The sequence below is a fragment of the Paenibacillus contaminans genome (genome assembly GCF_003285015.1).
GTDB lineage: Bacteria > Bacillota > Bacilli > Paenibacillales > NBRC-103111 > Paenibacillus_V > Paenibacillus_V contaminans.
The window spans coordinates 115,205-138,285 of sequence record NZ_QMFB01000023.1 but is presented as its reverse complement, the minus strand read 5'-3'; the positions used below and the strand labels follow the sequence as shown (position 1 = coordinate 138,285).

General features: G+C 50.2%; 19 protein-coding genes and 1 other annotated feature. Of the genes, 11 read left to right on the top strand and 8 right to left on the bottom strand.

Translation table 11 applies throughout. The features are described from left to right. Positions 1–7: 7 nt before the first annotated feature. The 7 genes from DQG23_RS30065 (at position 8) to DQG23_RS30035 (ending at position 9,010) form a co-directional block, all read left to right on the top strand. Positions 8–892: a carbohydrate ABC transporter permease gene (locus tag DQG23_RS30065; RefSeq protein WP_113034745.1), complete on the top strand. Its 885-nt coding sequence runs from the start codon at positions 8–10 to the stop codon at positions 890–892. A gap of 188 nt (positions 893–1,080) precedes the next feature. After that, complete coding sequence (locus DQG23_RS30060) at positions 1,081–1,389, top strand: Gfo/Idh/MocA family protein (protein WP_113034744.1); 309 nt, start codon at positions 1,081–1,083, stop codon at positions 1,387–1,389. A 200-nt stretch (positions 1,390–1,589) separates the two neighbouring features. Next, positions 1,590–4,550, top strand: a complete 2,961-nt coding sequence (locus tag DQG23_RS30055) for an S-layer homology domain-containing protein (protein WP_158560766.1) — start codon at positions 1,590–1,592, stop codon at positions 4,548–4,550. Positions 4,551–4,571: 21 nt separating this feature from the next. After that, a complete protein-coding gene (locus tag DQG23_RS30050; RefSeq protein ID WP_113034742.1) occupies positions 4,572–5,765 on the top strand; it encodes a glycine C-acetyltransferase in 1,194 nt (397 codons plus the stop codon). Beyond that, on the top strand, positions 5,765–6,520 hold the full coding sequence (locus tag DQG23_RS30045) for an SDR family NAD(P)-dependent oxidoreductase (protein ID WP_113034741.1): 756 nt from the start codon (positions 5,765–5,767) through the stop codon (positions 6,518–6,520). Before DQG23_RS30050 ends, DQG23_RS30045 begins: the two co-directional genes overlap by 1 nt. 88 nt (positions 6,521–6,608) lie before the next feature. Continuing rightward, positions 6,609–7,919 (top strand): neutral/alkaline non-lysosomal ceramidase N-terminal domain-containing protein, encoded by a 1,311-nt coding sequence (locus DQG23_RS30040; RefSeq protein ID WP_146762411.1) that lies wholly within the window; start codon positions 6,609–6,611, stop codon positions 7,917–7,919. A gap of 122 nt (positions 7,920–8,041) precedes the next feature. Then, complete coding sequence (locus DQG23_RS30035; RefSeq protein ID WP_113034739.1) at positions 8,042–9,010, top strand: GNAT family N-acetyltransferase; 969 nt, start codon at positions 8,042–8,044, stop codon at positions 9,008–9,010. A 232-nt stretch (positions 9,011–9,242) separates the two neighbouring features. Here the strand turns inward: DQG23_RS30035 and DQG23_RS30030 are convergent, their stop codons facing one another. Next, a complete protein-coding gene (locus DQG23_RS30030) occupies positions 9,243–9,692 on the bottom strand; it encodes an aminoacyl-tRNA deacylase (RefSeq protein ID WP_113034738.1) in 450 nt (149 codons plus the stop codon). A 78-nt stretch (positions 9,693–9,770) separates the two neighbouring features. Beyond that, positions 9,771–10,754, bottom strand: a complete 984-nt coding sequence (gene trpS / locus DQG23_RS30025) for a tryptophan--tRNA ligase (protein WP_113034737.1) — start codon at positions 10,752–10,754, stop codon at positions 9,771–9,773. 159 nt (positions 10,755–10,913) lie between these two features. Beyond that, positions 10,914–11,200 (bottom strand) — a binding site (T-box leader). 578 nt (positions 11,201–11,778) lie between these two features. Between trpS and DQG23_RS30020 the strand changes: the two genes are divergently transcribed. Together DQG23_RS30020 and DQG23_RS30015 are read left to right on the top strand one after the other, a co-directional pair. Beyond that, on the top strand, positions 11,779–12,348 hold the full coding sequence (locus DQG23_RS30020; RefSeq protein WP_113034736.1) for an RNA polymerase sigma factor: 570 nt from the start codon (positions 11,779–11,781) through the stop codon (positions 12,346–12,348). Then, entirely contained in the window at positions 12,326–13,693 is a 1,368-nt protein-coding gene (locus tag DQG23_RS30015) for a DUF4179 domain-containing protein (RefSeq protein WP_158560765.1), read from the top strand. The genes DQG23_RS30020 and DQG23_RS30015 overlap by 23 nt, the downstream gene beginning before the upstream one ends. A 132-nt stretch (positions 13,694–13,825) precedes the next feature. On the opposite strand, the gene DQG23_RS30010 is transcribed toward DQG23_RS30015, so the two are convergent. Both DQG23_RS30010 and DQG23_RS30005 read right to left on the bottom strand, forming a co-directional pair. Continuing rightward, positions 13,826–14,320, bottom strand: coding sequence for a DUF4188 domain-containing protein (locus tag DQG23_RS30010; protein ID WP_113034734.1), 495 nt, complete (start codon positions 14,318–14,320; stop codon positions 13,826–13,828). 14 nt (positions 14,321–14,334) lie between these two features. Further along, positions 14,335–14,967, bottom strand: a complete 633-nt coding sequence (locus tag DQG23_RS30005; protein WP_113034733.1) for a TetR/AcrR family transcriptional regulator — start codon at positions 14,965–14,967, stop codon at positions 14,335–14,337. 296 nt (positions 14,968–15,263) lie between these two features. Between DQG23_RS30005 and DQG23_RS43155 the strand changes: the two genes are divergently transcribed. After that, positions 15,264–16,673, top strand: coding sequence for a GNAT family N-acetyltransferase (locus DQG23_RS43155; RefSeq protein ID WP_238178109.1), 1,410 nt, complete (start codon positions 15,264–15,266; stop codon positions 16,671–16,673). 322 nt (positions 16,674–16,995) lie between these two features. Here DQG23_RS43155 and DQG23_RS29990 read toward each other — a convergent pair whose 3' ends face one another. Beyond that, positions 16,996–17,883 (bottom strand): diguanylate cyclase domain-containing protein, encoded by an 888-nt coding sequence (locus tag DQG23_RS29990; protein WP_113034731.1) that lies wholly within the window; start codon positions 17,881–17,883, stop codon positions 16,996–16,998. Between the two features lie 635 nt (positions 17,884–18,518). Beyond that, complete coding sequence (locus DQG23_RS29985; protein WP_113034730.1) at positions 18,519–18,950, bottom strand: Rrf2 family transcriptional regulator; 432 nt, start codon at positions 18,948–18,950, stop codon at positions 18,519–18,521. A 144-nt stretch (positions 18,951–19,094) separates the two neighbouring features. Between DQG23_RS29985 and DQG23_RS29980 the strand changes: the two genes are divergently transcribed. Then, a complete protein-coding gene (locus DQG23_RS29980) occupies positions 19,095–20,030 on the top strand; it encodes an alpha/beta hydrolase (RefSeq protein WP_113034729.1) in 936 nt (311 codons plus the stop codon). Between the two features lie 232 nt (positions 20,031–20,262). Here DQG23_RS29980 and DQG23_RS29975 read toward each other — a convergent pair whose 3' ends face one another. Next, positions 20,263–21,273 carry an ABC transporter substrate-binding protein gene (locus tag DQG23_RS29975; protein WP_113034728.1) on the bottom strand — a complete coding sequence of 337 codons (1,011 nt, stop codon included), beginning with the start codon at positions 21,271–21,273 and terminating at the stop codon, positions 20,263–20,265. Between the two features lie 110 nt (positions 21,274–21,383). After that, positions 21,384–23,006, bottom strand: a complete 1,623-nt coding sequence (locus DQG23_RS29970) for an AraC family transcriptional regulator (RefSeq protein WP_158560764.1) — start codon at positions 23,004–23,006, stop codon at positions 21,384–21,386. Positions 23,007–23,081: the final 75 nt, after the last annotated feature.

The window sequence follows — 23,081 nt, the reverse complement described above, 5'->3', positions numbered from 1 at the left end:
GAGCGCTATGAACTATCGATTGTCTGCCGGCAGAAGGCTGTTTCTTGTAAGCAATTATATGTTTCTGACGCTGCTTGCATTTGCTTGCCTGTTTCCGCTGCTGCATGTGTTTGCCTTATCGCTGAGCTCTTCGCATGCGGTAACCGCCGGGAAAGTGTGGCTGATCCCCGTAGATTTCACACTTTCTTCCTATAAAATCGTATTGTCGCAAAAGTCGTTTTTTGTTTCCTTCTGGATTTCAGTCAAGCGCGTTATTCTCGGCACTTCCATTAGTATGCTGCTTGCCGTGCTGGCCGCCTATCCGTTGTCGCGTGATCAGGCGCAGTTCAGGCCGAGGACGGTTTACGCTTGGTTTTTCGTCCTGTCGACGATGTTTAGCGGCGGTTTGATCCCGCTCTTCATGATTGTCAAATCGACGCATCTGCTGGATACGATCTGGGCGCTGGTCATCCCCGGAGCAGTCAATGTGTTCAACATTATTTTGCTGCTGAATTTCTTTCGCAGTTTGCCGAAGGAGCTGGACGACGCGGCCAAAATCGACGGAGCCGGGCATCTCGCATCTCTGTTTCGCATCTATATTCCGCTTTCCCTGGCGTCTCTTGCCACGCTTACGGTGTTTACCGTCGTAGGACATTGGAACAGCTGGTTTGACGGTCTGATCTTCATGAATAGTCCGGACCGTTATCCGTTGCAAAGCTTTTTGCAAACGATCGTGATCAAGCAGGATGTATCCAAGCTGGACTACCGGCAGATCGAAGCGCTGAGCGAGGTTTCGGCCCGAACGAACAAGGCTGCGCAAATTTTCGTGGCTACGATCCCAATTCTTTTGGTATATCCGTTTTTGCAGCGTTACTTTGTCAGCGGTATTGTGCTTGGCAGCGTTAAAGAATAGTTAGGGCGTGTCTGAAAACCCGCTCGGGGTCATCTTTCACCGCCTTTTCGCCCTATGCTTCGTTCCGTTTGCTTGACGTACCCCCGGTACGCCTTCACAAACGCACCTTGCCTAGAACGAAAATTCGGCAAAATCTGCTCCCCTCGGAGTATTCAGACACGCCCTAGTCACGAGAATAGGAGAAAAACATGTGCGATAAAAGTGTAAAGATGGGATTGATCGGGCTGGGTTCTCGCGGATTCTATTTAATGAATACGATCATCCATATGGAAGAGATCGAAATATCAGCCATATGCGATATCGATCAAGATGAATATGAAGCTATTTTCCCGTATTTTGACCGAATGAACAAAGTGAGGCCCGGTACCTATACAGACTATAGGGAGTTGCTGAAAAGGGAAGATATCGAAGGCGTCATTATTGCGACAAATCGGAATTCGCATACGGATATTGCTATAGCCTCTATGAAAGCGGGAAAATGGCGCTGCTTCGCTTGAAGCGTGCATGGAATGGATAAGAGCCGGCTTGAAATTCTATCCAGAAATTGGAGGAACAATTTATGCTAAATAGCAAATGGTTAGGTCAGAAACGATCATTGAAAATGATTCTGGCAGCATTCCTCGTTATTTTCTCAATCCATTCAGGCCTGTCTGTTACACATGCACAAACAACATCCGCTACGGGAACTACTTACTATGTGGCAACAGACGGAGATGACAGCAATGACGGCATGTCGTTGTCGACGCCGTGGCGAACGATCCAAAAAGCGATGAATACAGCTGCTCCCGGGGATACGGTGAATATCAGAGGCGGCACGTACACCGAGAGATTAAATCTGGGCGTGTCGGGAACCGCAGGCAACTATATTACCTTCCAAAACTATGGCTTCAACAATGCCCGTGACACCGGAGAGACGGTAATCCTTGACTATACGTCGCTAGGTACCGTTACCGATGGGGTGCCGTATCTGAAAATCAATAACAAAAGCTATGTCCGTATCCAGGGACTCACATTCCAAAATTATAATGTTCTTGGCGCTATGCAACGCGGCGGGCATATTACGGGCGGTTCGCATCATATCGAATTCCAATATAACAAGATTCTGAAAATCCAAAACAATGGCGCATGGGACGGCACAAACGCATTACTCAATTTCTGGATCGACCAAGGTTCCCATGACGTTTTATTCTACGGAAATGAGATAGGCGAGATCCATTCCAATTATGGTGAAACCATGACCATAGCTAACGATACAACCACGAATATCACGATTGAGAACAATTATATTCACGATACGGACGCCATTGCTATTGATATGGCATGGGGAGTAAACAACGTTACGGTACGCAACAATTATTTAGAGTACATTTCAGTCAAAAGATCCGATGGGAGTTATTGGTACAACAGCCCGGCCACAGCGATTTACAACGATGGGGGCAACAGCAACCTTATTGAACGCAACCATATTTACAAGGCGGGAACCGGTTTTTCGGCCTTAAGCGAGCCTGGGCTTCCGAATGTGTATGACATTATGTTCCGGAACAACGTGGTGGAGCATTCGAATGTCGGCATAACGATCGGCACCTGGTACAGCAATACCGATGGCAGCACGGTGTCAAACATCAGCGCTTTCAATAATACGTTCTATCAAAATGATTATGGAGTCATCATCCGTCCGATGGTTTCCTCGACTGTCGTTTGGAAAAATAACCTGTTCGCTTCCAACCTGATTAACAGCGCTAATACGACGAATTGGAACGTGGGGAGTACGAGCAATAACTTGTGGTATGGCGGAGACGCTCCGGGTCCGGGCTCGGTATCGACCGCGAATCCGGGCTTCACGGATGCAGCCAATCATGATTTCTCGCTGATGGCGGGATCGCCTGCGATCAACGCTGGTGATCCCGGGACAACGAATACGGAGGCGGGCACGATTGATATTGCGGGGAACGCGCGAAAGGTTGGGACGATCGACATCGGCGCTTACGAGAAGCAAGCCACTTCGCCTACCGGACCTGTCAGTATTGTAGTTGACGGAGATGCTTCCGATTGGAGCGGTATCCCGGTATCGGCTTTTGCGGTCGGCCAAAACCCGACAAGTATCAAGGCGGCATCGGATTCCGAAAAGATTTATTTCCTTATTGAAGGAACGAATTTGGGGACCTACTTCGATCTGTTGATCAATAGCGACAATAACGCTTCGACAGGATTTATCAGTACGGCCGTATGGTCTGCAGCCGGGGACGATTATTTGATCGAGAACGGAACGTTATTTGCGCATGTCGGCAATAGCCCGGATTGGAATTGGGCCGTGTTAGGCTCGGCGCAAGTGTCCGCGGTTATGAACGGCGGCGGAACGGTAAGGGAAATCAGTGTAGACAGAGATGCGCTAAGCGGATTGGCAGCTTCGATCACTTACGGTTATACGGATTTGGATGCGAGTTGGATGAATCAGGGCTATTTGCCCGCATACGGCGAGCAGCCTTCATTGGAGCTTGCTGAAGATACGGTAGAACCGGAGGTTATAGACGTGACGGCTTCGAGCGTAACGGTATCGAGCCCGACAGTAATCGCAGACGGAATTGCGCAAGCGACGATTCAGGTAACGCTGCGCAATAGCAGCAGCCAGCCGCTGGCCGGACGTCAAGTTGCACTGACGGCAAACGAAGGCAGCTCGGCGGTAACAGTCGTGGATGATATCACGAACCTGAATGGCGAAGCGAGCTTCACGGTCACCGACACGGTTTATGAAACCGTGCAGTACACAGCGCAGGATGTAGCAAGCGGAGTTTATTTGTCTCCGGTGCAAGTCAACTTTATAGCGAAGCTGGTAGATTCGGGAACAGACCCGGGGACAGATCCGGGGACAGACCCGGGAACAGATCCGGGAACAGACCCGGGAACAGACCCGGGAACAGATCCGGGAACAGGTCCGGGAACAAATTCGGGAACAAATCCAGGGAAAGATCCGGAATCTACGTCAAATCCGACTCAGGGGCAAACGGGCATATCGATGAAGATGTTTCGCAAAGGACAGATCGCGGGGGAAGAGCTGCTGCGTTCGATCAAAGAACGATTGCAGTCAGCGCCTAGTGTGAATCCGGCGGCGCAATTTCCCGATATTGAGCGTCATTGGGCATTCCCGATAATGGAGAAGCTTGTCAGACTCGGCGTCATCGAAGGATACGAGGATGGCAGCCTGAGACCGGACCGTTCCATTTCGCGAGCAGAGTTTTCTGCGATGTTGGCCAAGTTGCTTGTGTTTGTGCCTTCCGGCTCTAAGTCGGCGAATTTTACAGATATAAACGGTCATTGGGCGACAAGCGCTATCGAAACATTAGCCGGACACGGAATCGTGAACGGTTACGACGATGGGACGTTCAGACCGGAAGCTGCGATTACGCGGGAAGAGTTGGTCGTCATGATGATGCGGCTCGTCGATCTCGCAGCGCTTCCTCAAGCGATCGATATTGTGTTCGAAGACATATCTCTTGCGGGGACTTATGCAACCCAAGCGATTGAAGCAGCGGCGAGGGCGGGAATCGTGCAAGGGTATGGAAGCGTGTTCCAGCCGAAAGGGGAGGCAAGCCGCGCAGAGACGGCTGCCGTACTTATGCGGATGTTGAAGCTGGAACCTGCATTGGGAGCGATACTGTAGTAATGGAAGGTGCAATGAACGATGAATGAAGATGCGCGGGAATATTTTCAGACTGAGCTTGAAAATATGAAGAAATCCTGCTTGTGGAAAGAAGAACGTGTGATTACCGGACCGCAGGATGCAAGGATTAGCGTGCGGGGGCAAGACGGCGTTATCAATATGTGCGCGAACAATTATTTGGGACTTGCCAACCACTCTGAAGTGATCATAGCCGCGAAGACAAGCCTCGAAGCTTGGGGCTTCGGACTTTCATCCGTGAGGTTTATTTGTGGCACCCAAAGTGTTCATCAAGATTTGGAAAATCAGTTAACGGCGTTTCTCGGGACAGAAGATACCATACTTTATTCCTCGTGCTTCGACGCCAATAGCGGCTTGTTTGAAGCCCTACTTTCCGAGCAGGATGCGGTTTTCAGCGACGAACTGAACCATGCAAGCATCATAGACGGTATTCGTTTGTGCAAGGCGGCCCGTTATCGCTATAAACACAACGACATGCGCGATCTGGAGGAGAAACTGAAAGCAGCCCGGAAAGCGCGGTTCAGGTTAATTGCGACAGACGGAGTATTTTCAATGGACGGCACGCTGGCAAATTTGAAAGCCATCTGCGATCTTGCAGAAAAGTATGACGCTATGGTGATGGTGGATGACAGCCATGCAATTGGCTTCATCGGCAGTACGGGGCGCGGAACCCCGGAATATTGCGACGTTTTCGGCAGAATCGATATGATAACGGGAACGCTTGGCAAAGCATTGGGCGGAGCTAGCGGAGGATTCACCAGCGGAAGAAAAGAAATAATCTCACTTCTTAGACAGCGATCGAGGCCATATCTTTTCTCCAACTCCCTTTCACCCGCTGTTGCCAGTACCTCGCTTAAGGTTCTGGAGCTTTTGTCCGGTTCGGCGGATTTCAGAGACAAATTGATGAGCAATACCATGTATTTCAGGGATGGGATGACAAAAGCGGGCTTCCATATAAAGGAGGGACGTCATCCTATCGTTCCAATTATGTTGGGCGATGCGGCGGTTGCTCATGAAATGGCTGGGCGGATTTTTGAGAAGGGGGTCTATGTGAGCGGATTTTGCTATCCTGTCGTTCCACATGGAGAAGCCAGGATAAGGGTCCAGGTTTCGGCTTCACATTCTATAGCGGATTTGGCCTACACCGTCGATGCATTCCGGGAAACAGCCATTGAAATGGGGATGTTGGTAAACTAATGGAAAGAAAACTGCAAGGCAAATCGGCCGTTATTACTGGGGCTGGTCAGGGCATGGGGAAGGAAATAGCCAAGCTTTTCGCGCAGCACGGCGCAAAAATCGTGTTGAACGATCTGAACGAAGATAGATTGAAGGAAACGGCAGCGGAAATTAAGGCGACGGGAGGTGAAGCCATTTGGGTGAAAGCGGATATAAGCAGGCGCGAGAATGTTATATCTCTGATTGATAAAGCTCGCAGCGCTTATGCGGCGGTTGATGTTCTGGTCAATAACGCGGGCGTTTTGCGTTCGACTCCATTTCTTACTATCGAAGAACAGGAATGGGACCTTGTGATGGATGCCAATGTACGAAGCGTTTATTTATGTACGCAAGCTGTACTCCCTATGATGATGGAAAACAAGAGGGGCAAAATTGTCAATATATCTTCATCGGCGGGCAAAAGCGTCAGTACGCTCGGAGGCGCGCATTATACGACATCCAAAGCGGCTGTTCTCGGCATGACCCGTCATGTAGCCAAAGAAATGGCGCCTTACAACATCAATGTAAACGCAGTATGCCCCGGATTGATCGATACGGAGATGGTAAGAAGTACATGCGGGCCCGAGCAAATCGCCTATTATGAAAGCAGTTTTCCTATTCAAAGATTGGGAACCGCGAGGGAGGTTGCCGACCTGGTTTTGTTTCTGGCCAGCGATGACTCCTCCTATATTACGGGAGCATCTATCGATATTAACGGAGGCGATTTAATGATCTAGGCATCGGATTGCTCAAAGATTTTTATCTTCGTTCACATATATTTTTAGAGCTGGCAATCGAATCTTACGAAATAGGAGTGAATAGCCTGTGCTTTTATGTGGAATGAGTGAGTTGGACATTACGCCTCCGTTGGACAGCTCAATGCCTGGTTATTTCATCGATCGAAAATCGACTGGAGTGATCGACCGGCTGTATGCAAAGGCGCTTGTCGTCGAACAAGATGGAAGTACTGTCGCATTTGTTGTGTTGGACACGGTTCTTGTGCCGCGAGAAGTCGTCGAAAGCATTCGTGAGAGGGTTGGGCAACAGACGGACATCCCGTCCAAAAGGGTGATGGTATCAGCGACGCATACCCATACCGGGCCACCCGTGTCGACTACGACTTTCCTGAAGGCGGATGAGGCCTATTTGCAGTGGCTTGCCATTCGGGCAGCAGACGCCATTACCCTGGCATACCGTTCACGCCGAGCAGCTCGTATCGGCTTCGGGGCGGGGTATGAAGCGGATATCGCCTTTCATCGCCGTTTCTTTATGAAGGACGGCACGCTGCTGACGAATCCGGGGCTGCGAAATCCGAATGTCGACCGGCCTGCAGGGCCGATCGACCCTCAGGTCGGAGTTGTCCGGATCGATGACGCCGATGGCCGCCCGATGGGGGTTGTCACCAACTATGCGGTACATACGGATACTGTCGGGGGAACGGAGTATTGCGCCGACTTTCCCGGAGAGTTATCCGTTGTGCTGAAGAAAGCGCTTGGCGAACAGACGGTCAGCCTTTTCATGATGGGGGCAAGCGGAAACATCAACCATTGGGATGTGTTCGACGGACGGCCGGAGGCCTACACGGATCAATCCCGTCACTATTTGAAGATGGGGCGGATTTTGGCCGGAGAAGTGTTGAAGACGAGGGAGAAAATACGAACGTCGGACGAAGCGAAGGTGGTGGAGCGAAGTTCAATCGTTACACTTCGATATCGTCAACCGACGCAGGAGCAGATCGAAACGGCTCATGCCAATCTTGCTAATTTGCCGGAAGACCATGTGGAGCGTAAATTCGCGGGAGAGCTGCTCGAAGCGGCGAGACGCGGGGAAGGGACGACGGAGGCGGAAATCCAGACGATCGCTGTTGGCGATCTCGCCATCGTCGGTCTGCCCGCCGAGATGTTCGTCGAATTCGGACTGCAAATCAAGGAAGATTCGCCCTACGGTCTGACCTTGATCAATGAGTTGTGCAACGGTATTGTCGGAACCTATGTATGCACGCGTGAATCGTACCGGTTGGGGGGCTATGAGCCGCGGATTACGGCCAGTAACCGGCTGCAGGAGGAAACTGGCGATTTATTCGTAGAGCGTGCGTTACATCAGCTTGACGAAATGAAGGCCGAAGGTGAGTGTTAATCAGGACTCTTTTGATCGTGAACCGTAATCTTACCTGATCCATAAGAATATGGGTTTTCGTCTGATCAATTACTTGAAGGCTAACTATAGTGAAATCCAATAATAAAGGATGTACTCCTATCATGGAAAAAAACGGTCACGGTCTTACGGACAATCCCGTTATCCGGTTGGGAAGGCTGCACCAGTGTACGTTCGAGCAGGCATTGGTGTTAAGGCAGCGGGGATTCGAAGGTTATCACGACGAGATGAGGAAGCATTATCCGAACTTTCCTCAAGCGACGGCTCCATCACCGGGAGCGTTGGATCGGCTGTTGGACGACTTCGGTACGGAAGGGATTCGGCCCGAGCTATCGATTGTCGTCTATGTGAACGATATGCCGGTAGGGTTTGTTTTTATTGCGATAAAAACGGTTGACGGCAAGAAGCTGGCATGGAACGGAGGAACAGGCGTTTTCTCCGAATATCGAGGCTACGGTCTGGCTAAGCTGATGATGCAGGAAGCGCAGCGCGTCATCTTGGAACAGGAAGTCGATCGGGCGGTACTGGAAGTCGTGGTCAAAAACAAATCTGCCATTACGGCTTACGAGAAAGGCGGGTTCCGTATCGTGGATCGTATCGTCGGCATGAAGCGAGACGAAGCGCTGAGGGCGCCTTTCTTAAGAGGGAATGTACCTGAAGTGATTTGTTTGCAATACGGTATGCCCGCGGATGTTGCCCGCTTGCCGTTCTATCGCGATAAAGTCGCCTGGGGGTGCATGTGGCATTATTTGAAGCGGGGAGAATCGCTGATTGCATTCGACGCGCAGGGCAAAGCTGTTGCGTACGCCTTGTTCCAGCGCTCCCGCAAAACAGACGGACAATTGCAAGCCGTTGTGCTTTGCCAATGCGAAGTAAGTCCCGAACGAAGCGATCGGGAAGTTATATTCCGATTTCTATTATCGGAGTTATTCGGGCCGTACGATATGCCTTGCGACCGTATCATCGAAAACATGTCCATGGCGAATCCGGAACCGATCCGCGCACTGGAGGAGGCCGGCTTTACACTAAACTATGAGCAATATTTAATGCTGCTGGAGAAGGAGGAAGACTAGGGCGTGTTTGAAAACCCGCTCGGGGTCATCTTTCACCGCCTTTTCGCCCTATGCTTCGTTCCGTTTGCTTGACGTACCCCCGGTACGCCTTCACAAACGCGCCTTGCCTAGAACGAAAATTCGGCGAAATCTGCTCCCCTTGGAGTTATCAAACACGCCCTAGCAGGATTGCGTTCATTCGCATTTTGCTTGACTGAACCAAGAAAGCTGCCATTCTGGCGGCTTTTGCTGATTAATCAATAAAAAAAACGATCTTATTTAACCGGCTAACGTCTGACGGAGCGATTTTCAAAGTGCGGTATTCATCGCCGGTGCCGCCGAAAACATAGTCGAAGTCAAGCAGCCGATTGTCAAAGATGCAAGGCAATTGATGGCCGATTAAAGGCACCGCTCCAGCCTGATAGCCTGTAGCCTCCACAACGGTCGAGCGGTCCGCCATTTTCATTTTGCCAAAGCCTAATTCTCGCTTCAAAGATGTAAAATCGACGCGTCCCCGCAGGGAGCTCGTTACAAAAGCAACCAAGCCTTGCTCCGTCTGCAAAATGAGGGTAGGCGCCGCCTTCTCCACATCAAAATAGCTTGCCGCGTCTTGTGCTGATAGGATAGGCGCTTCATGTGAGATGATTTCAAAATCGCAATCGTTTTGTTCCAGATACGTTTGCAGCTCTTGTACGGTAAGCATATACCCGTCACCATTCCTTCTATGGATAGTGTGAAAAAACGAGGCTGCAGGATCGTGTTGCATGCAGCCCGCCGATTGTCAGCCAAAGTAGTTGAGACTCATCGCCTCTCGTACTTCCGCCATCGTTTCTCTTGCTATTTCACGGGCGCGCTGCGTCCCGGAGATCAATATATCGTCAACGATTTTCGGTTTTGCGGCATAGGAAGACCGGCGTTCGCGCATCGGCTCAAGCAGCTGTTCCAGCGTCGAGGTGATAAGCGCTTTGCACGCGGAGCATCCGAGCGTCCCTTTTTCGCAGCCTTCGCGGATTTCCGGATATTCGTCCGGGCGGAAAGCCTGATGATAGGCGTAGATCGGGCATATATCCGGGTGGCCGGGATCGTTTTTATGCACGCGTGCGGGATCCGTTTTGGCTCTTTTGATTTTATAAGCGACTTCCTCCGAGGTAGAATCGAGCGTTATGGAGTTGCCGAGGCTTTTGCTCATTTTCGAGTTGCCGTCGGTACCGATCAGTCTCTCGCCAACGATAGGCTTCGGCTCCACAAGCACGGGTTTATACAACTCATTGAACCGCCGCACAATTTTACGGGCCAACTCCAAATGGGGGAGCTGGTCGTCGCCGACCGGAACGATCGTCGCTTTGCAGAAGGTGATATCGGCCGCTTGACTTACCGGATAACCGAGAAAGCCGTAATACATATCGTCCAAGCCGCTGTTTTTCGATTCGGTTTTTACCGTCGGGTTGTGACGCAATACATTTACCGTGACGAACATGGAAAAGAGTACGGTTAACTCCGCGATTTCCGGAATCATGGATTGAATAAATATGGTCGACCGCTCCGGCTTTATACCGACCGATAAGTAGTCGAGCGTAATTTCACGTAAATGGGTGCGGATCAAATCCGGTTTGTCAAAATGAGTCGTCAGCGCTTGAACGTCCGCCAGAAGCACGAATGTTTCATACTTTTCCTGCAAAGCGACACGATTTTGCAAGCTGCCGATGAAATGGCCAAGGTGAAGTTTTCCGGTAACGCGGTCTCCTGTTAATACACGTTCTGTCATAGTCCAATTTCCTCCTCGTTTGTGTGACAGTCGCAAGTAACGGTGAACTGTCAGGTTTGTTTTGGAACATCATGAGTCGCCGCCACCAACCGTCGTCCATGGCCATCACCCCCTTCAAAACCGGGATAAACACCCGATAAAATCAAAAAAACTCCGTCCGATAAGGACGAAGTTGTCGTGTTGCCACCTTAATTGACCGTACGGATGCTATAGTTCGCAATCGTTCCGGTCTTCTCTTGACGGTGCGGAGATCGCATAACGGATCTCGATACCGCTCCCTTTGATAACGGCGGGATACCCGGCATTTCCCTACTGCATCTTGACGACGGTTCGGAAAAGCAACTCCAAAGGCCATTCGATCACACGCCGGACACCGGTTCGCAGCAGCCACCGGCTCTCTGAAGTCCATACTCGCATGTCTACTTACCCTTCATCTGCGTTGTTCAATAATATATGGAACATCTTACTACATCAGGATGACGCGGTCAATCCGTATCCCGAATGAGTCTTTTTCCGCTTTGAACGCGCCGATCGGGCCACCACCACGTTTCCTTACCTTGAAACTGTCTTAGATTTTTTCGTATCGAATAGCCGGCAGTAACGCGAAAAGGTAATTGTACTCGATATTTCATATAGATTCGTTAGAATTAACGGGTAATGACAAATTGTATATGATTTTTCATATAGACTTGTCGAATTCAGTGCGAAACGATTAAGTTGTATATGATTTTTCATATACGCCATTACACAGAGCGAGCGTTTAGCTTTCGCTCCGTCTGTCCCATCGCACACTAGCCCCCGGCGCGAGGCTGTTTTACTTGACGGCCGTTGTTTTTTTAAAAATATAAGATTTTATGTTTCACCTATCGAGTGTTATATTTCTACGGTAAACGCGCCTGTCCTTAAAGGACGGCAAAGCCGTTTATCCTTGCGCGATATTTAAATGTTTGAATAAAAATGTCCCAAAAGCAATCGCCCGATTGTTATATAAACGAAAAAGATTCAATACGGGAGGAGGAAGAGCATGGAGCCGGCGGAAGCGGATCGGATCGTGCGGGCCGTGAAGGAAGGGAATAGGGAGCGCTACGGTAAGTTGGTCGAGCGGTATCAGCAGCAAATTTTCAAGTACTGCTTTCATATGCTTGGGCAGCTGCAAGAGGCGGAGGACGTAACGCAGGATGTGTTCGTGAAAGGGCTGGAACGGCTGGAGTTGTTTCGCGAAGGCACGTCCTTCGGGGCTTGGTTGTACAAAATGGCATACCATGAATGCTTGAACAAGCTCAAGCGGGCCAAAACTTACGGCCGTCTGCTGCGTTTGTTCAGCCGGACGGTTCCCGTTATCCGGGAGGACCAGGCGGCGACCGGGCTGGAATTCAATGCCGAGCTCCGCGACGCGATGCTGCGGCTTAGCCCGAAGGACCGGCATATTATTTTGCTGCGGATTGTTGAGGAATACCGGTTCGAGGATATAGCGGAGCAGCTCGACATGAGTTATGCGGCGATACGCAAAAGATATGAACGGGCGAAGAAGCGGTTGAAGCATGATATCGTTCAAAAGGAGGAAGGCGAAGATGAGCGAAGCTTTTCATACTGACGAGCTGGAGCTGAAGCGCAAGTTTAACGAAACCAAGCTGCCGCAAATTCAGTTGAAGGCGAGAGTGCTTGACGAACTGGAAGCGGGGAGCCGGCACATGGCCCCAAGACCTGCTCGCAGCAGAAAGCTGCTTACGGCAGTCTGTTCAGTCATGGCAGCGGTCGCGGTGCTCGGCGCATTATCCGCCTTTCCGGCTTCGGCGGACCAGTTACGCAAAATACCGGTTGTGGGCAAAATTTTCGAAGGCAATATATTTTCGTTCGCCGGCGACAGCGGCATCGTGAGCGGTCAACAATCAGGGCTTTCCTCCGGGCTCAATGAGGAAGCGAGCGACAAAGGCGTAACGATCAAGCTGCAGGATGTCATTTACGATGGCGCCAGGTTATCGATCAGCTATGAAATGAATTCGGAGAAGCCCGATCATTTGCTGTTTTTGGGCGATGTCGATGTCAAAATTAACGGCATTCCTAACCTGGGAGCTACGCTAGGCACTAAGCCGCATCGCATAAACGAAAGACGATCGGTCGGGATCATGACGCTTGATTTGGAAGAGCCGGAGCGGGCGGGCAGCTTCGATTTGGAGCTTACAATCGGCGAAGTGACGGGTTTTAAGGAGGAAGATCCCGTGCCTAAACGGATCCTCGGCCAATGGAGCTTCAAGCTTACGGTTGCTAACAGTACGGCGGAAAGCGCGTATAAAACGCTTGCCGACGGCCACACGGCAAAGTCGGAGGACAGGCAGTTTCAATTGACCGGTTATTTGGCAACGCCCGCAACCACGCAGCTGGACTTCCGTTATGCCGGCGATACGAAATGGCTCAGCTTCCAGCTTAAGGATGACCGGGATATGCTAATCGAAACGCTGGATTCGCGGTTTACGACAGGCAAAGACGGAGTGACGAACGGAACCGTTCGTTTTGCCCCGCTTGCCGGCGGTACGAAAACGATTAAGGTAACGCCTTACATGTTATCCGTAGGCAAGAAGGAAAGTGAAAAAGTAACGGCAAAGCTGACGGATGCGTTTCCGATTGTGCTGTCTCAAGGAGAAGTAGGAGAGGCGATCGTGAAAAATGTGGAGTTTCTGCACGACAAGACGCTGATTTATTATGAGGTGAAGGGAAAAGTCCCCTATATGCAGTACGCCTCATTATGGCTGGAAACGGAAGACGGGCAAATACTCATATCCGATAACGGAAAACGGACGCGTATCGGCGGTACTTCCTATGATTATATTTTGGAGTACCCTGCGCTTGATCCTCAGGAGTCATATGTACTCGGCACGATGCCCCAGACGGACATCAAATTGCTGGATGAGCTGACCGTAACGCTTGACGTGGAGGAGTAAACAGAGTTTTCGTATCAAACGCAAACGTCGATTTGCCATAATCGCCTAAAACGAAGAACGTCCTCTATGCCGGCTTGAACGGCGGGAGGACGTTTTTGTTATGCTCGAATCAGCGCCGCATCAAATTTCAATTTAGCCCTGCTGCGCGGGCTTTTCGTTCCGACCGAGCCTTCCGCTTGCGGTTTCGCGCTTCCCTGAAGCCGGAATATGGGCTCCCGCCTTGGCAAGGCCGTAAACCGGCATATTGTTATATACGCACTCGTAATGCCCCTCGGGAACGAGATAAGTTTCGTGATATATGCCGACGACACCGCTTGTCGCGACCTTTTTGTTGAAATGGCGCCAAGCCTCGAGATGGTTCGCGCCTTTGCGCGCATAATCCTCCAGCTGCTCGAACGATTTCCAATACTGGACGAGCGAAACGCCGCGCCACGATAAATGAAAGCTTGCATCCAGGAACCCCAACTCTTTGTTGCGGTACAATTCCTGAAGCATCGGATTCATGGCCATAAATACCGGCAGCCACTTGTGCACCGCCCATAGTTTATTGATCCGCATCCCTATGATAAATACGACGAAAGATCCTTCCATCTGCGCGGTGTAACGGCCTGGCATAACCTTGCTCACGTTGGCATCGCTCCTTATCCGTTTTCAAGCAGGAGGAGATGGGCTTCATAAAAATCCGCAAAATCTGCGGAAGCATACAATTGAGCGGTCAAAAACGCTCCATAAAAAACGGTAAACAACCCCTTTACCGCCAACTCCACCGTAATGTCTTCTTTCAGCTTTCCGTCCAGCTTCGCTTCGGTCATGCATCGCTCAAACAAGGCAAACATGTCGGGAGTCCGGGCTCCCAACTCCTCATGATCGGGAAACAGCAGCCGAACCTCGGCTTTGCTAAGCTCCGGCATGCAAGGATGCATGTTTTTTTCAGCCAAAAAAGCGATCAAGCTCGGGATGATGCCGGATCTTTCTTTACTTTGTTCGGCGACTTTATGCAGCAGATGCCTTACGGCTGAAAATCCCCGTTTACGCTCCGCTTCGATCTCGATCAAACGTTCCGTCAACCATACGCGCATAAAATAAACGAGCAGGTCTTCCTTCTTTTGAAAAAATTTAAAAAAGGTAACCCGGGACACTTCCGCTTTCCGGCAAATATCGTCGAGCATCACTTCCTTGAACATCCCGTTTCCTATCAACGTTAAAGCAGCTTCATACAAAGCCACTTTGTTGCGTGCTTTTTTCAATTCCCTTAAGGGAATATCCGAATGCAAAATACGATTCGCCTCCATAAAGTTAACTTTGATTAATAAATTAACACAAGTAAATTTACTTTGTCAAGATGAAGCATCTTGGCAGCCTTGCATTTGGAAAAATCAATTTACGCCAAACTGTACCTGGATCAAACAGGATATTTGCTCGATGATAGGTCATGGGGATGAAATCCCGACTACACGATCCGAAGGAGTGATGACGTTTGATTTCGAACGAACACATAATACAACCTGTGAGAGGTCTTAACTTGTAAACTAGCGCACCTCTTATACAGGCATTGGGAGGCAAACAGGAAATGATGTCATTAAAAAATATGGTGCGAGGGTTAGAGAACGACGCGCCGGCCAAGCAGCTGATTCAGCTTTGGGATCATGATGACGGAACGTTGAAGCTCTGGAGGGCTAGCAGCAATTTCGTCTACTTGTTTGAAAGAAACGGGGAGCGGCATTTTCTTAGATTTATCCATGAAGAAGACAATACAATCGAGAACGTACAAGCGGAGCTTGATTTTGTGCGGTACCTGACAGCGAAAGGTTATCCGGCGGCCGCTCCCGTCCGCTCCAGGAACGGAAATTGGATCGAAACGATTGTGTCCCCGGATGACGGACGTTATTACGCCGTTGTATTCGAGCAAGCGAAAGGCGTTCCTATCCCGCTCGATCAAATGACGGATACGATTGCCGAAGAATGGGGAAGATCGCTCGCTTCGCTGCATGTCCTATCCGAATCGTATCTTCCTGAAGCGGCAGCGCGGGGAAGCTGGAGCGATGCGCTGACATTCGTTTCCTCGGTACTGCAGCGGTCCCCCAATGAGCAGGGTGCCTGGCGGGAGCTTGAACGAATACGAGGCGAGCTCTCGAAGCTTCCTGACGGCGCGGGACATACGGGATTGATCCATTATGATTTCGAGACCGACAATATTTTCCATGCGGCTGAGGAAAAACGTTTTTACGCCATCGATTTTGACGATGCAATGATTCATTGGTATGCGATGGATATCGCATCCGCCGTATCCGATCTGACGGAACGGGAAGAAAACGACGCCAAGCGGAAAATAGAGCATTTTCTGCTCGGGTACCGGTCGGTCAAGCCTGTGGATGAAAGCTATGTGCGCTTGTTTCCTTTATTCCAAAGGTTTGCGGATCTTTATACTTTGGCCCGGCTTCTTCGCAGCGTGGAAGAACTGGATACCTCGGGCTCGCCTGAGTGGGCCGTTCGGCTTAAAGATAAGCTGCTGAGCGCATGCGAGCGGATACGCGAACGTTATCGGCCGGTTGTAACGCTTAAGCCGATCGATCAAAGCAATTGGTACGCCTGTACCCAGCTAGAGGTGACGGACGAGCAAAAAGCCGTTTTTCCGGTCCCAGCCGTGTATTGGCTTGCAGAGTCGGCCTACTGCGGATTTACTCCTCTGGCTATTTACCATGGCGAGCAAGTAGCCGGATTTGCGGTTTACGCCGTCGATCCGGATGACGGGAGTTACTGGATCATGGCTTATATGATTGATCAGAAGTTCCAACATGGCGGGTTGGGACGATCCGGGATGGAAGAGCTTGTACGCTTCATGCACGAAAAACACGGCTGCGACAAAATCTTACTTGGGCATCGGCCGGAGAACGAACGGGCATCCCGCCTGTATGCTTCGCTGGGCTTTGAAGAAGGTTGCCGAAAAGATGGAGAAGTGATACGAGAGCTGCGGCTCTGAAATAGCGCCTGAATTCGAGACCTGCTGCCATCAAGGCAGCTTTGCACGCTGCAGTCCGAATCTGCCGACTTGGAGCAGGGAATCAAGCTCCCCCCTGCGCTTTAGTCCGAATTTGCCTGCTTGGGGCAAGGGTTTTCCGGTCTGCTGAGCCGAATAGCCGCTGCAAGCGGGCATTTTCGAATTGGAGGCGAGGAAAGGAAGCCGGACTCGATTCCAAGCGGGCAAAATCGGACTCCAGTGTTGTGCAGGCGACGAGCGAGGAAGGTCATTTGGAGAATTAATCGCAAACTGACTTTAGGTTCATCCCCCTGTGAAGCTGCGTTTATAACGTATAGGTTTCTATAGCAATCGAGTTCGGACCCTTCTCCCTAGCGCGGTTAATGGTTTCTATGGAATCTTCGATCATTTTACGTATATCGGTCATACGAATGCGGCCCACTATACCTCCGATATAACATCCCATCTGCTTATGGCATCCGATGCCGGAAAAATCATACTTATTCATATCATCGATAATTGACCGGGCCGTTTGAAGGATCGCTTTCTCATCGGCTTCGGCAAATACGACAAATTCGTCGCCATGGGCACGACCGATTGCTGCGTGCGGCAAGCAGGACTGAACATTCCTCTCAATCATTTGAAAGCAAGCGACAATAACCTTATCTCCTACATCGAAACCGTAATCGTCGTTGACCTGTTTGAAATGACTGATATCAAAACGGAATACGCCGATAGGATCGTTTTCCGGGCGCGAAGCCACGATGGCGGAAGCAGCTTCAAGAAAAGCTTCAAAATTGGGAATGTTCTTTTTGATTTGATGTACATCCGTCTGTTCGATATGTAATAAATCGACTTTTTTATCCATGTCAAAACCCTCCTTCTCGATTAGAGCAATCAGTCGATCGATCGCGATTTTCTTTTGTATTTGTTCATTTAAAGCCGAGGTAATCTCGATGCGTTTACGTATCAATTGCTGCACGATTTGTAAGCTTTCAACGGGGCCGCTTACGATCTCCTTTATTTCCGTAAGGGAGAAATCAAGATTTTTTAGGATAATGATCCAATTCAGAAGGTGAGATTGGTTCGGTTCATACAAGCGATAGCCTGTCCCGGAATCGATGGCGACAGGTTTAAGCAGTCCGATCTCGTCATAATGGCGAAGCATTTTGGCGGTTACGTTGTTCATTGCAGCGAATTCGCTTATTTTCAAGCAGGGACACCCTCTCGTCAAGCACTCCGGCCGGAATGACTTAAGCTAACGATAAACCTTGCCATAACAGGAAAGTCAATGCTTTTTTTTAAAATATAAGTCGTTATATGTTTCACCTATCAATTGCTTATATTTCAACGGTAAACGCACACGTCCTTAGCTTATGCTTACGAAGCCGCTTTCTTCGAAAGCGTTTAGGACGGCGAAGTCGTTTGTCCTTGATGCGTTAGGAGTTAAAAGAAGGAAAAGGGGATGAGCCGAAACCAATCATAATCTGTGGAAGTTACTAGATGTTTCCTTTTTATGTAAAACAAGAACCTCCATCCTATACTACCAGCGGAATCGGAGGTTCTTTTGAAGCAAAAACGTGGTGTGTATGAAAAATCGTATACAATTTAGTACTTCGTACTATATTCGACGAATCTATACGAAAAATCATATACAATGTATCGTTTCGCGTGAAATTCGCCGAACCTACATGAAAAATCATATACAATTTAACATTTCTATGACCACACTGCGAATTATCTTTTTGCAATGAAAACGGACTGCGAATGGGGCTCGTCGATCGGATATACTTTCAGGTATCCGTTCGTAAACGTTCGTTCGATTATAGCATGACGGGGTGCGCTTCCCTAGGAAGTGGCCATGGACGATCCGTGTTTAATAATTTCCTCTATGGTATAGGCATCCAAAGTGCTTTGAAATTGCAGTTCCGCCTTGCTGATCAGCAAGGAAATAAACTTCTCGGTTCCTGTAGAAGGAACGGACCAATACGGCGTGCTCGGCGATGTGCCGAGAGCTCGGTAGACTTCACCGACCGTTATTTCCCGCGGCGTTTTGGCTAACGTATACCCGCCTTCCCGGCCGCCGTAGGCGGATACGATTTCCGCTTTGGACAGCGTAGCCAGGATCTTGCGCACATAACTCGGCTCCGCGCCTAATTCGTTAGCTATATGTTGACTCTTCAACAAGGTTTCATCTGATTTCGAAAGCAGAACGAGGGCGCGAAGCGCGACATGAAACCAAGTAGGCCCCAATTCCCCGGATTGAATCAGTAATTGCATGTTTCCCTCCAGCTTCGGTTTATCCTCTATACTATATCATTTTCTCCAAATTGACAGCCATGAAAAATCGTGTTACGTTAATTGTGAAATTAAAATCATAATTAAATTGTAAGCGGTATCGCGAAAAACAAGGAGGTAAGAAGCATGGATTTTGTGAGCAGGGTATTACCGGAGTTAAGACCGATCTTATCGCTTTTTCCGCCGTTGAATCTGCCTGACGGTTTAGCCATGGCAAGGCAAAGCCCTACGGCACCTTCCCAACAATCCGAAGACGTTCATACCGCTTCCCGCCATATTTCCGGAGCGGCAGGCCAGGAAATGCTCGTAAAAATTTATGAGCCGGCCCGCCGCAATCAAGATCCCTTGCCTGCCTTGCTTTGGATACATGGGGGGGGCTACGTGCTTGGCCATCCCGACATGGATGACGGACTTTGCGAGACCTATGTAAAAAGCGCGAACTGCGTCGTCGTATCGGTCGATTACCGCTTGGCGCCCGAGCATCCTTATCCGGCGGCAATCGAAGATTGCTACGAGGCGTTGGTTTGGCTGACGAAAAATGCGGATACGCTGAATATCGATTCGTCGAGGGTTGCCATTGCCGGCGCAAGCGCGGGCGGCGGTTTAACGGCTGCATTATCTTTGATGGCCCGCGATAAGGGCGGGCCGGCGATCGCTTTTCAAATGCCTCTTTATCCCATGATCGACGATCGGAACACGACCCCTTCAAGCTACGAAATAACGGACGAAAGAGCGATTTGGAACCGTTCAAGTAATTTGGCCGGCTGGAGCATGTATTTGGGAGAACAGGCAAAAGGCGAAATTTCGCCGTATGCCGCCCCTGCCCGGGCGGAAAATCTGGCGGGTTTGCCGCCTACGTATACTTGCGTCGGTCAGTTGGATCCGTTTCGCGATGAAACCATCGACTATGTCGCAAAGCTTGCTCAAGCCGGAGTGGACGTGGAGTTCCAACTGTATCCCGGATGCTTCCACGGCTTCGATGCGATCGTACCAAACGCGGAAGTAAGTCGGCGTGCCAGGGAAGGGTACATCCATGCTTTGGTCAAAGCATTAAATCCGTAAAGGCAGACACTGTTCGCGGCGGGAATTACCGTTTCCCTTCGCAACGCCTCAATCGCAATGCGAGCAGGCAATGATACCTTATAATAAAATGCACCTCTAAGAGCGGTAATTGGAATAAGCTCCGGCTGGCGGCTTATCCGATTAGAGTCTTGAGGTGCTTTTTTTATCGCTATTTAGTTAAAATGCCGTAAGCTAAGCCGGGATTGCGATTTAAGGCTGTCAGGCCGTTTGCTTATTTGGAAGCGGACTTCCGCAGCAATTCTGCGAACGCGTCAAGCTGTTTCATTGTAGAAAGCGGATCCGTCGTGAAATACGTGTTCCAGTCCAGATCGATGACGCGATTGCCGATCGCGGCGGGAAGTCCTTTCCAAATTGCGCTTTCCTTAATCTCCTTCGCCCGCTCGGTGCCGCCGCCCTTTTCCAATACGGAGAGGAAAATATAATCGGAATTGGCGTATTGGGGCAAAACCTCTTGCGAAATTTCCAACTGTCCCAAACCTTTGGCGAGCACATCCTTCTGTACGTTTTCCGGCGGCTTCAAGCCCAATAAATCGTAGATGACGTACCCGCCCATCGCTTTATTGCCGTAGATGAATTGGTTTTGGGGACGAATATTGACAATTGCGACGGTTTCGTCCTCACGGATAATCGATTTGACTTTTTCCTTGGTTTGCTCGATCTTGGCTTGAAACTGCCGCTGCCATTCCTGCGCTTCCGCTTGTTTGCCCAGAATATCCCCGAATAGGGCGATTTGCTGCGGCGGATCGTATTTCAGCCAGGGAATCCAGATCGTAGGCGCGATTTTGGATAATTGCTCATAGGTATCCTCGACATGCGTGACGATCAGATCGGGATTCAGTTCGATTATTTTTTCCAAATTCAGGCCTGTCCACGGATCCCCTACATGCTCGATGCCTTCCCACTCTTGTTTAAGCAGCGGATACGCCGCCCACTCGTTGTCCGCACCGACCGGCTTGACCCCAAGGGCCAGCATGGCTCCCGTATATTGAATGGCAACAACGCGCTGCGGTTTAACCGGGATGGTGCTAACGCCCTTTCCGTGCTGGAACTCTCTAGTGGCAGGGGTTTTGCTTTCCGTTTCCCCCGGCGATCGCACTGCGGAAGGAGAAGGGGACGGAGATTGGGCTGCCGGCGGCTGAGCGCCGTTATTGGCGCAAGCGGACAACACAACCGTCAGCAGAAACGCCATCATCATGACCCAAAAGGGTTTTGATTGCTTCAAGTAAAATTCCTCCTAATATTGATTCTCATTATCAAATAGAATCATATCAGAAGGGCCTGAAAACCTGCCATGGATAGTTGTAAGATATGATTTGGACTTGAATAATCCGCCTAACGAATCCACTGCTTGACGTCAGCTAATTGCCACATGATGGACAAAGGATCATATCCATGCCAGCGGCTCATAGCGGCCCGGTGTATCTGTCCTCCCTGTTGACGGTAGCTTTCCCAATGCTCGCCGGCCAGCATGGCTTCCGTTCTCGATTCGGCTAGGGGAGTAGGCTCCGTTATAACGATCATACGATCTGCTTTAAAATGCGGCAGAACGGCAGCGAGGTCGATGGCTGAGGCCGCCCGGTCAACGACGGATTTACGTACGCTTGAAGGAGGCGACCAATTCAGTTCCGAGTAAACGACCTGACTGCCCATGCCTCTGTTGAGATACAGGAATGCGGTTTTCTCCCGGATATTGACGATAGCGGCCGTTTGCTCCAGCTGCCCGGACGTCTGCAGCGATTGACGGACCGACGCCAGCTGCCGCTCGAATTGCTCCGTCCATTCCCTCTCTTGCGTTGTTCGCCGGGTAATCTTCGCGAGCATATGGAAGTGCCCTCGCCAATCGGTGAGGTACCAGGGAACCACGAACGTGGGAGCCAATCGGCGGCAATCCTGCAGGCGGCTCTGCTCGAGGTTGTCGATGCCGATAATCAAATCGGGGCGCAACGCGCTTAATTCCTGCAATGTAAAATCCGTCGTCCATTCCCGGCATAAGCACCCGGCATTGTGCAGCAGCGCTTCGTATTCCCCAAACCCCCACGGAAAAGCCGTCGTAGCCGCCGGGACGATGCCGAGAGCCAATAAATGCATGGTCAGGTGGGGATTCAGCGATACGATTCGTTTGGATGATTGCACATATCGGGTCGGCGACATGCCAACCTCCAGCTTAAAGCGTCTGCTGACATAATATTCATCCTTATAGCCCACTTCTTTCGCGACATCGCTGAGCCGAATATCATCAAATAGGAGACGTTCTTTCATATGCTGAATACGGAGCGCGGTTATATAATCCGTAAGGCTTTTGCCGCTTATTTGCTTGAACAGCACGGAGAAGTATTCTGGACTGAAGCCGGCCATTTGCGCCAGCGAGTTCCGATTCAATTCCTCGTGATAATGAAGATCCACAAATCTCATAATTCGCCGGATCATCGCTTCGTTGCCGTTCTCTTTCCCCTCCTGGCCGGTGTTGGCCTGCGCCAATTCATACATCCATTCATGGAATATTTTATCCCGATAGGCACTTGCCAATTGTCCGGACTTTTTGCAAGCCTGAACCATTTCCTTCGCAAGCTGGAGCAGGCGATCCGCCGTAGGTGCCTCCAACTCGCCCCATTCCGCAAACCCGCCGTACTCGCGCGTGTAACGGATGCTGTCGGCAATGCGCTCTCTGTCCGCAAGCCTTTCCAAATGGACGGCAATTACCGAGACCTCGTTGAAGTAAGGCTCGAGGGTGACGGGCATGCTTGGCAGCGCATAATAGCAGCGTCCGGCAGAGACCGGGTATTTACGGCTGTTTATCGTAAGCATTCCCATTCCGCTTTCAACGATCAGAACGGCATGGGAAAGCATGTTGTCCAAATGGAGTTTTTCCCGGCAAAGATACCGTTCGACTGCGACGAATTCATTCCGTATGTGGCCGGAATCCGGCGGCATATCCGACTTGAGGTCATGATCCATCGTGTATACCTCTTTCATGTAAATGCCATGTTTACGCCAGTATACCATATCGTCCGTTCCTATTTGTTCGTCTTC

Bases quoted from the DNA above. Each gene is read 5' to 3' on its own strand.
- DQG23_RS29980 (WP_113034729.1), top strand. From the start codon at position 19,095: ATGGATTTTGTGAGCAGGGTATTACCGGAGTTAAGACCGATCTTATCG.
- DQG23_RS43155 (WP_238178109.1), top strand. From the start codon at position 15,264: ATGATGTCATTAAAAAATATGGTGCGAGGGTTAGAGAACGACGCGCCG.
- DQG23_RS29985 (WP_113034730.1), bottom strand. From the start codon at position 18,950: ATGCAATTACTGATTCAATCCGGGGAATTGGGGCCTACTTGGTTTCAT.
- DQG23_RS30015 (WP_158560765.1), top strand. From the start codon at position 12,326: ATGAGCGAAGCTTTTCATACTGACGAGCTGGAGCTGAAGCGCAAGTTT.
- DQG23_RS30045 (WP_113034741.1), top strand. From the start codon at position 5,765: ATGGAAAGAAAACTGCAAGGCAAATCGGCCGTTATTACTGGGGCTGGT.
- DQG23_RS30060 (WP_113034744.1), top strand. From the start codon at position 1,081: ATGTGCGATAAAAGTGTAAAGATGGGATTGATCGGGCTGGGTTCTCGC.
- DQG23_RS30020 (WP_113034736.1), top strand. From the start codon at position 11,779: ATGGAGCCGGCGGAAGCGGATCGGATCGTGCGGGCCGTGAAGGAAGGG.
- DQG23_RS30035 (WP_113034739.1), top strand. From the start codon at position 8,042: ATGGAAAAAAACGGTCACGGTCTTACGGACAATCCCGTTATCCGGTTG.
- DQG23_RS30065 (WP_113034745.1), top strand. From the start codon at position 8: ATGAACTATCGATTGTCTGCCGGCAGAAGGCTGTTTCTTGTAAGCAAT.
- trpS (WP_113034737.1), bottom strand. From the start codon at position 10,754: ATGACAGAACGTGTATTAACAGGAGACCGCGTTACCGGAAAACTTCAC.
- DQG23_RS29970 (WP_158560764.1), bottom strand. From the start codon at position 23,006: ATGGATCATGACCTCAAGTCGGATATGCCGCCGGATTCCGGCCACATA.
- DQG23_RS30030 (WP_113034738.1), bottom strand. From the start codon at position 9,692: ATGCTTACCGTACAAGAGCTGCAAACGTATCTGGAACAAAACGATTGC.
- DQG23_RS30050 (WP_113034742.1), top strand. From the start codon at position 4,572: ATGAATGAAGATGCGCGGGAATATTTTCAGACTGAGCTTGAAAATATG.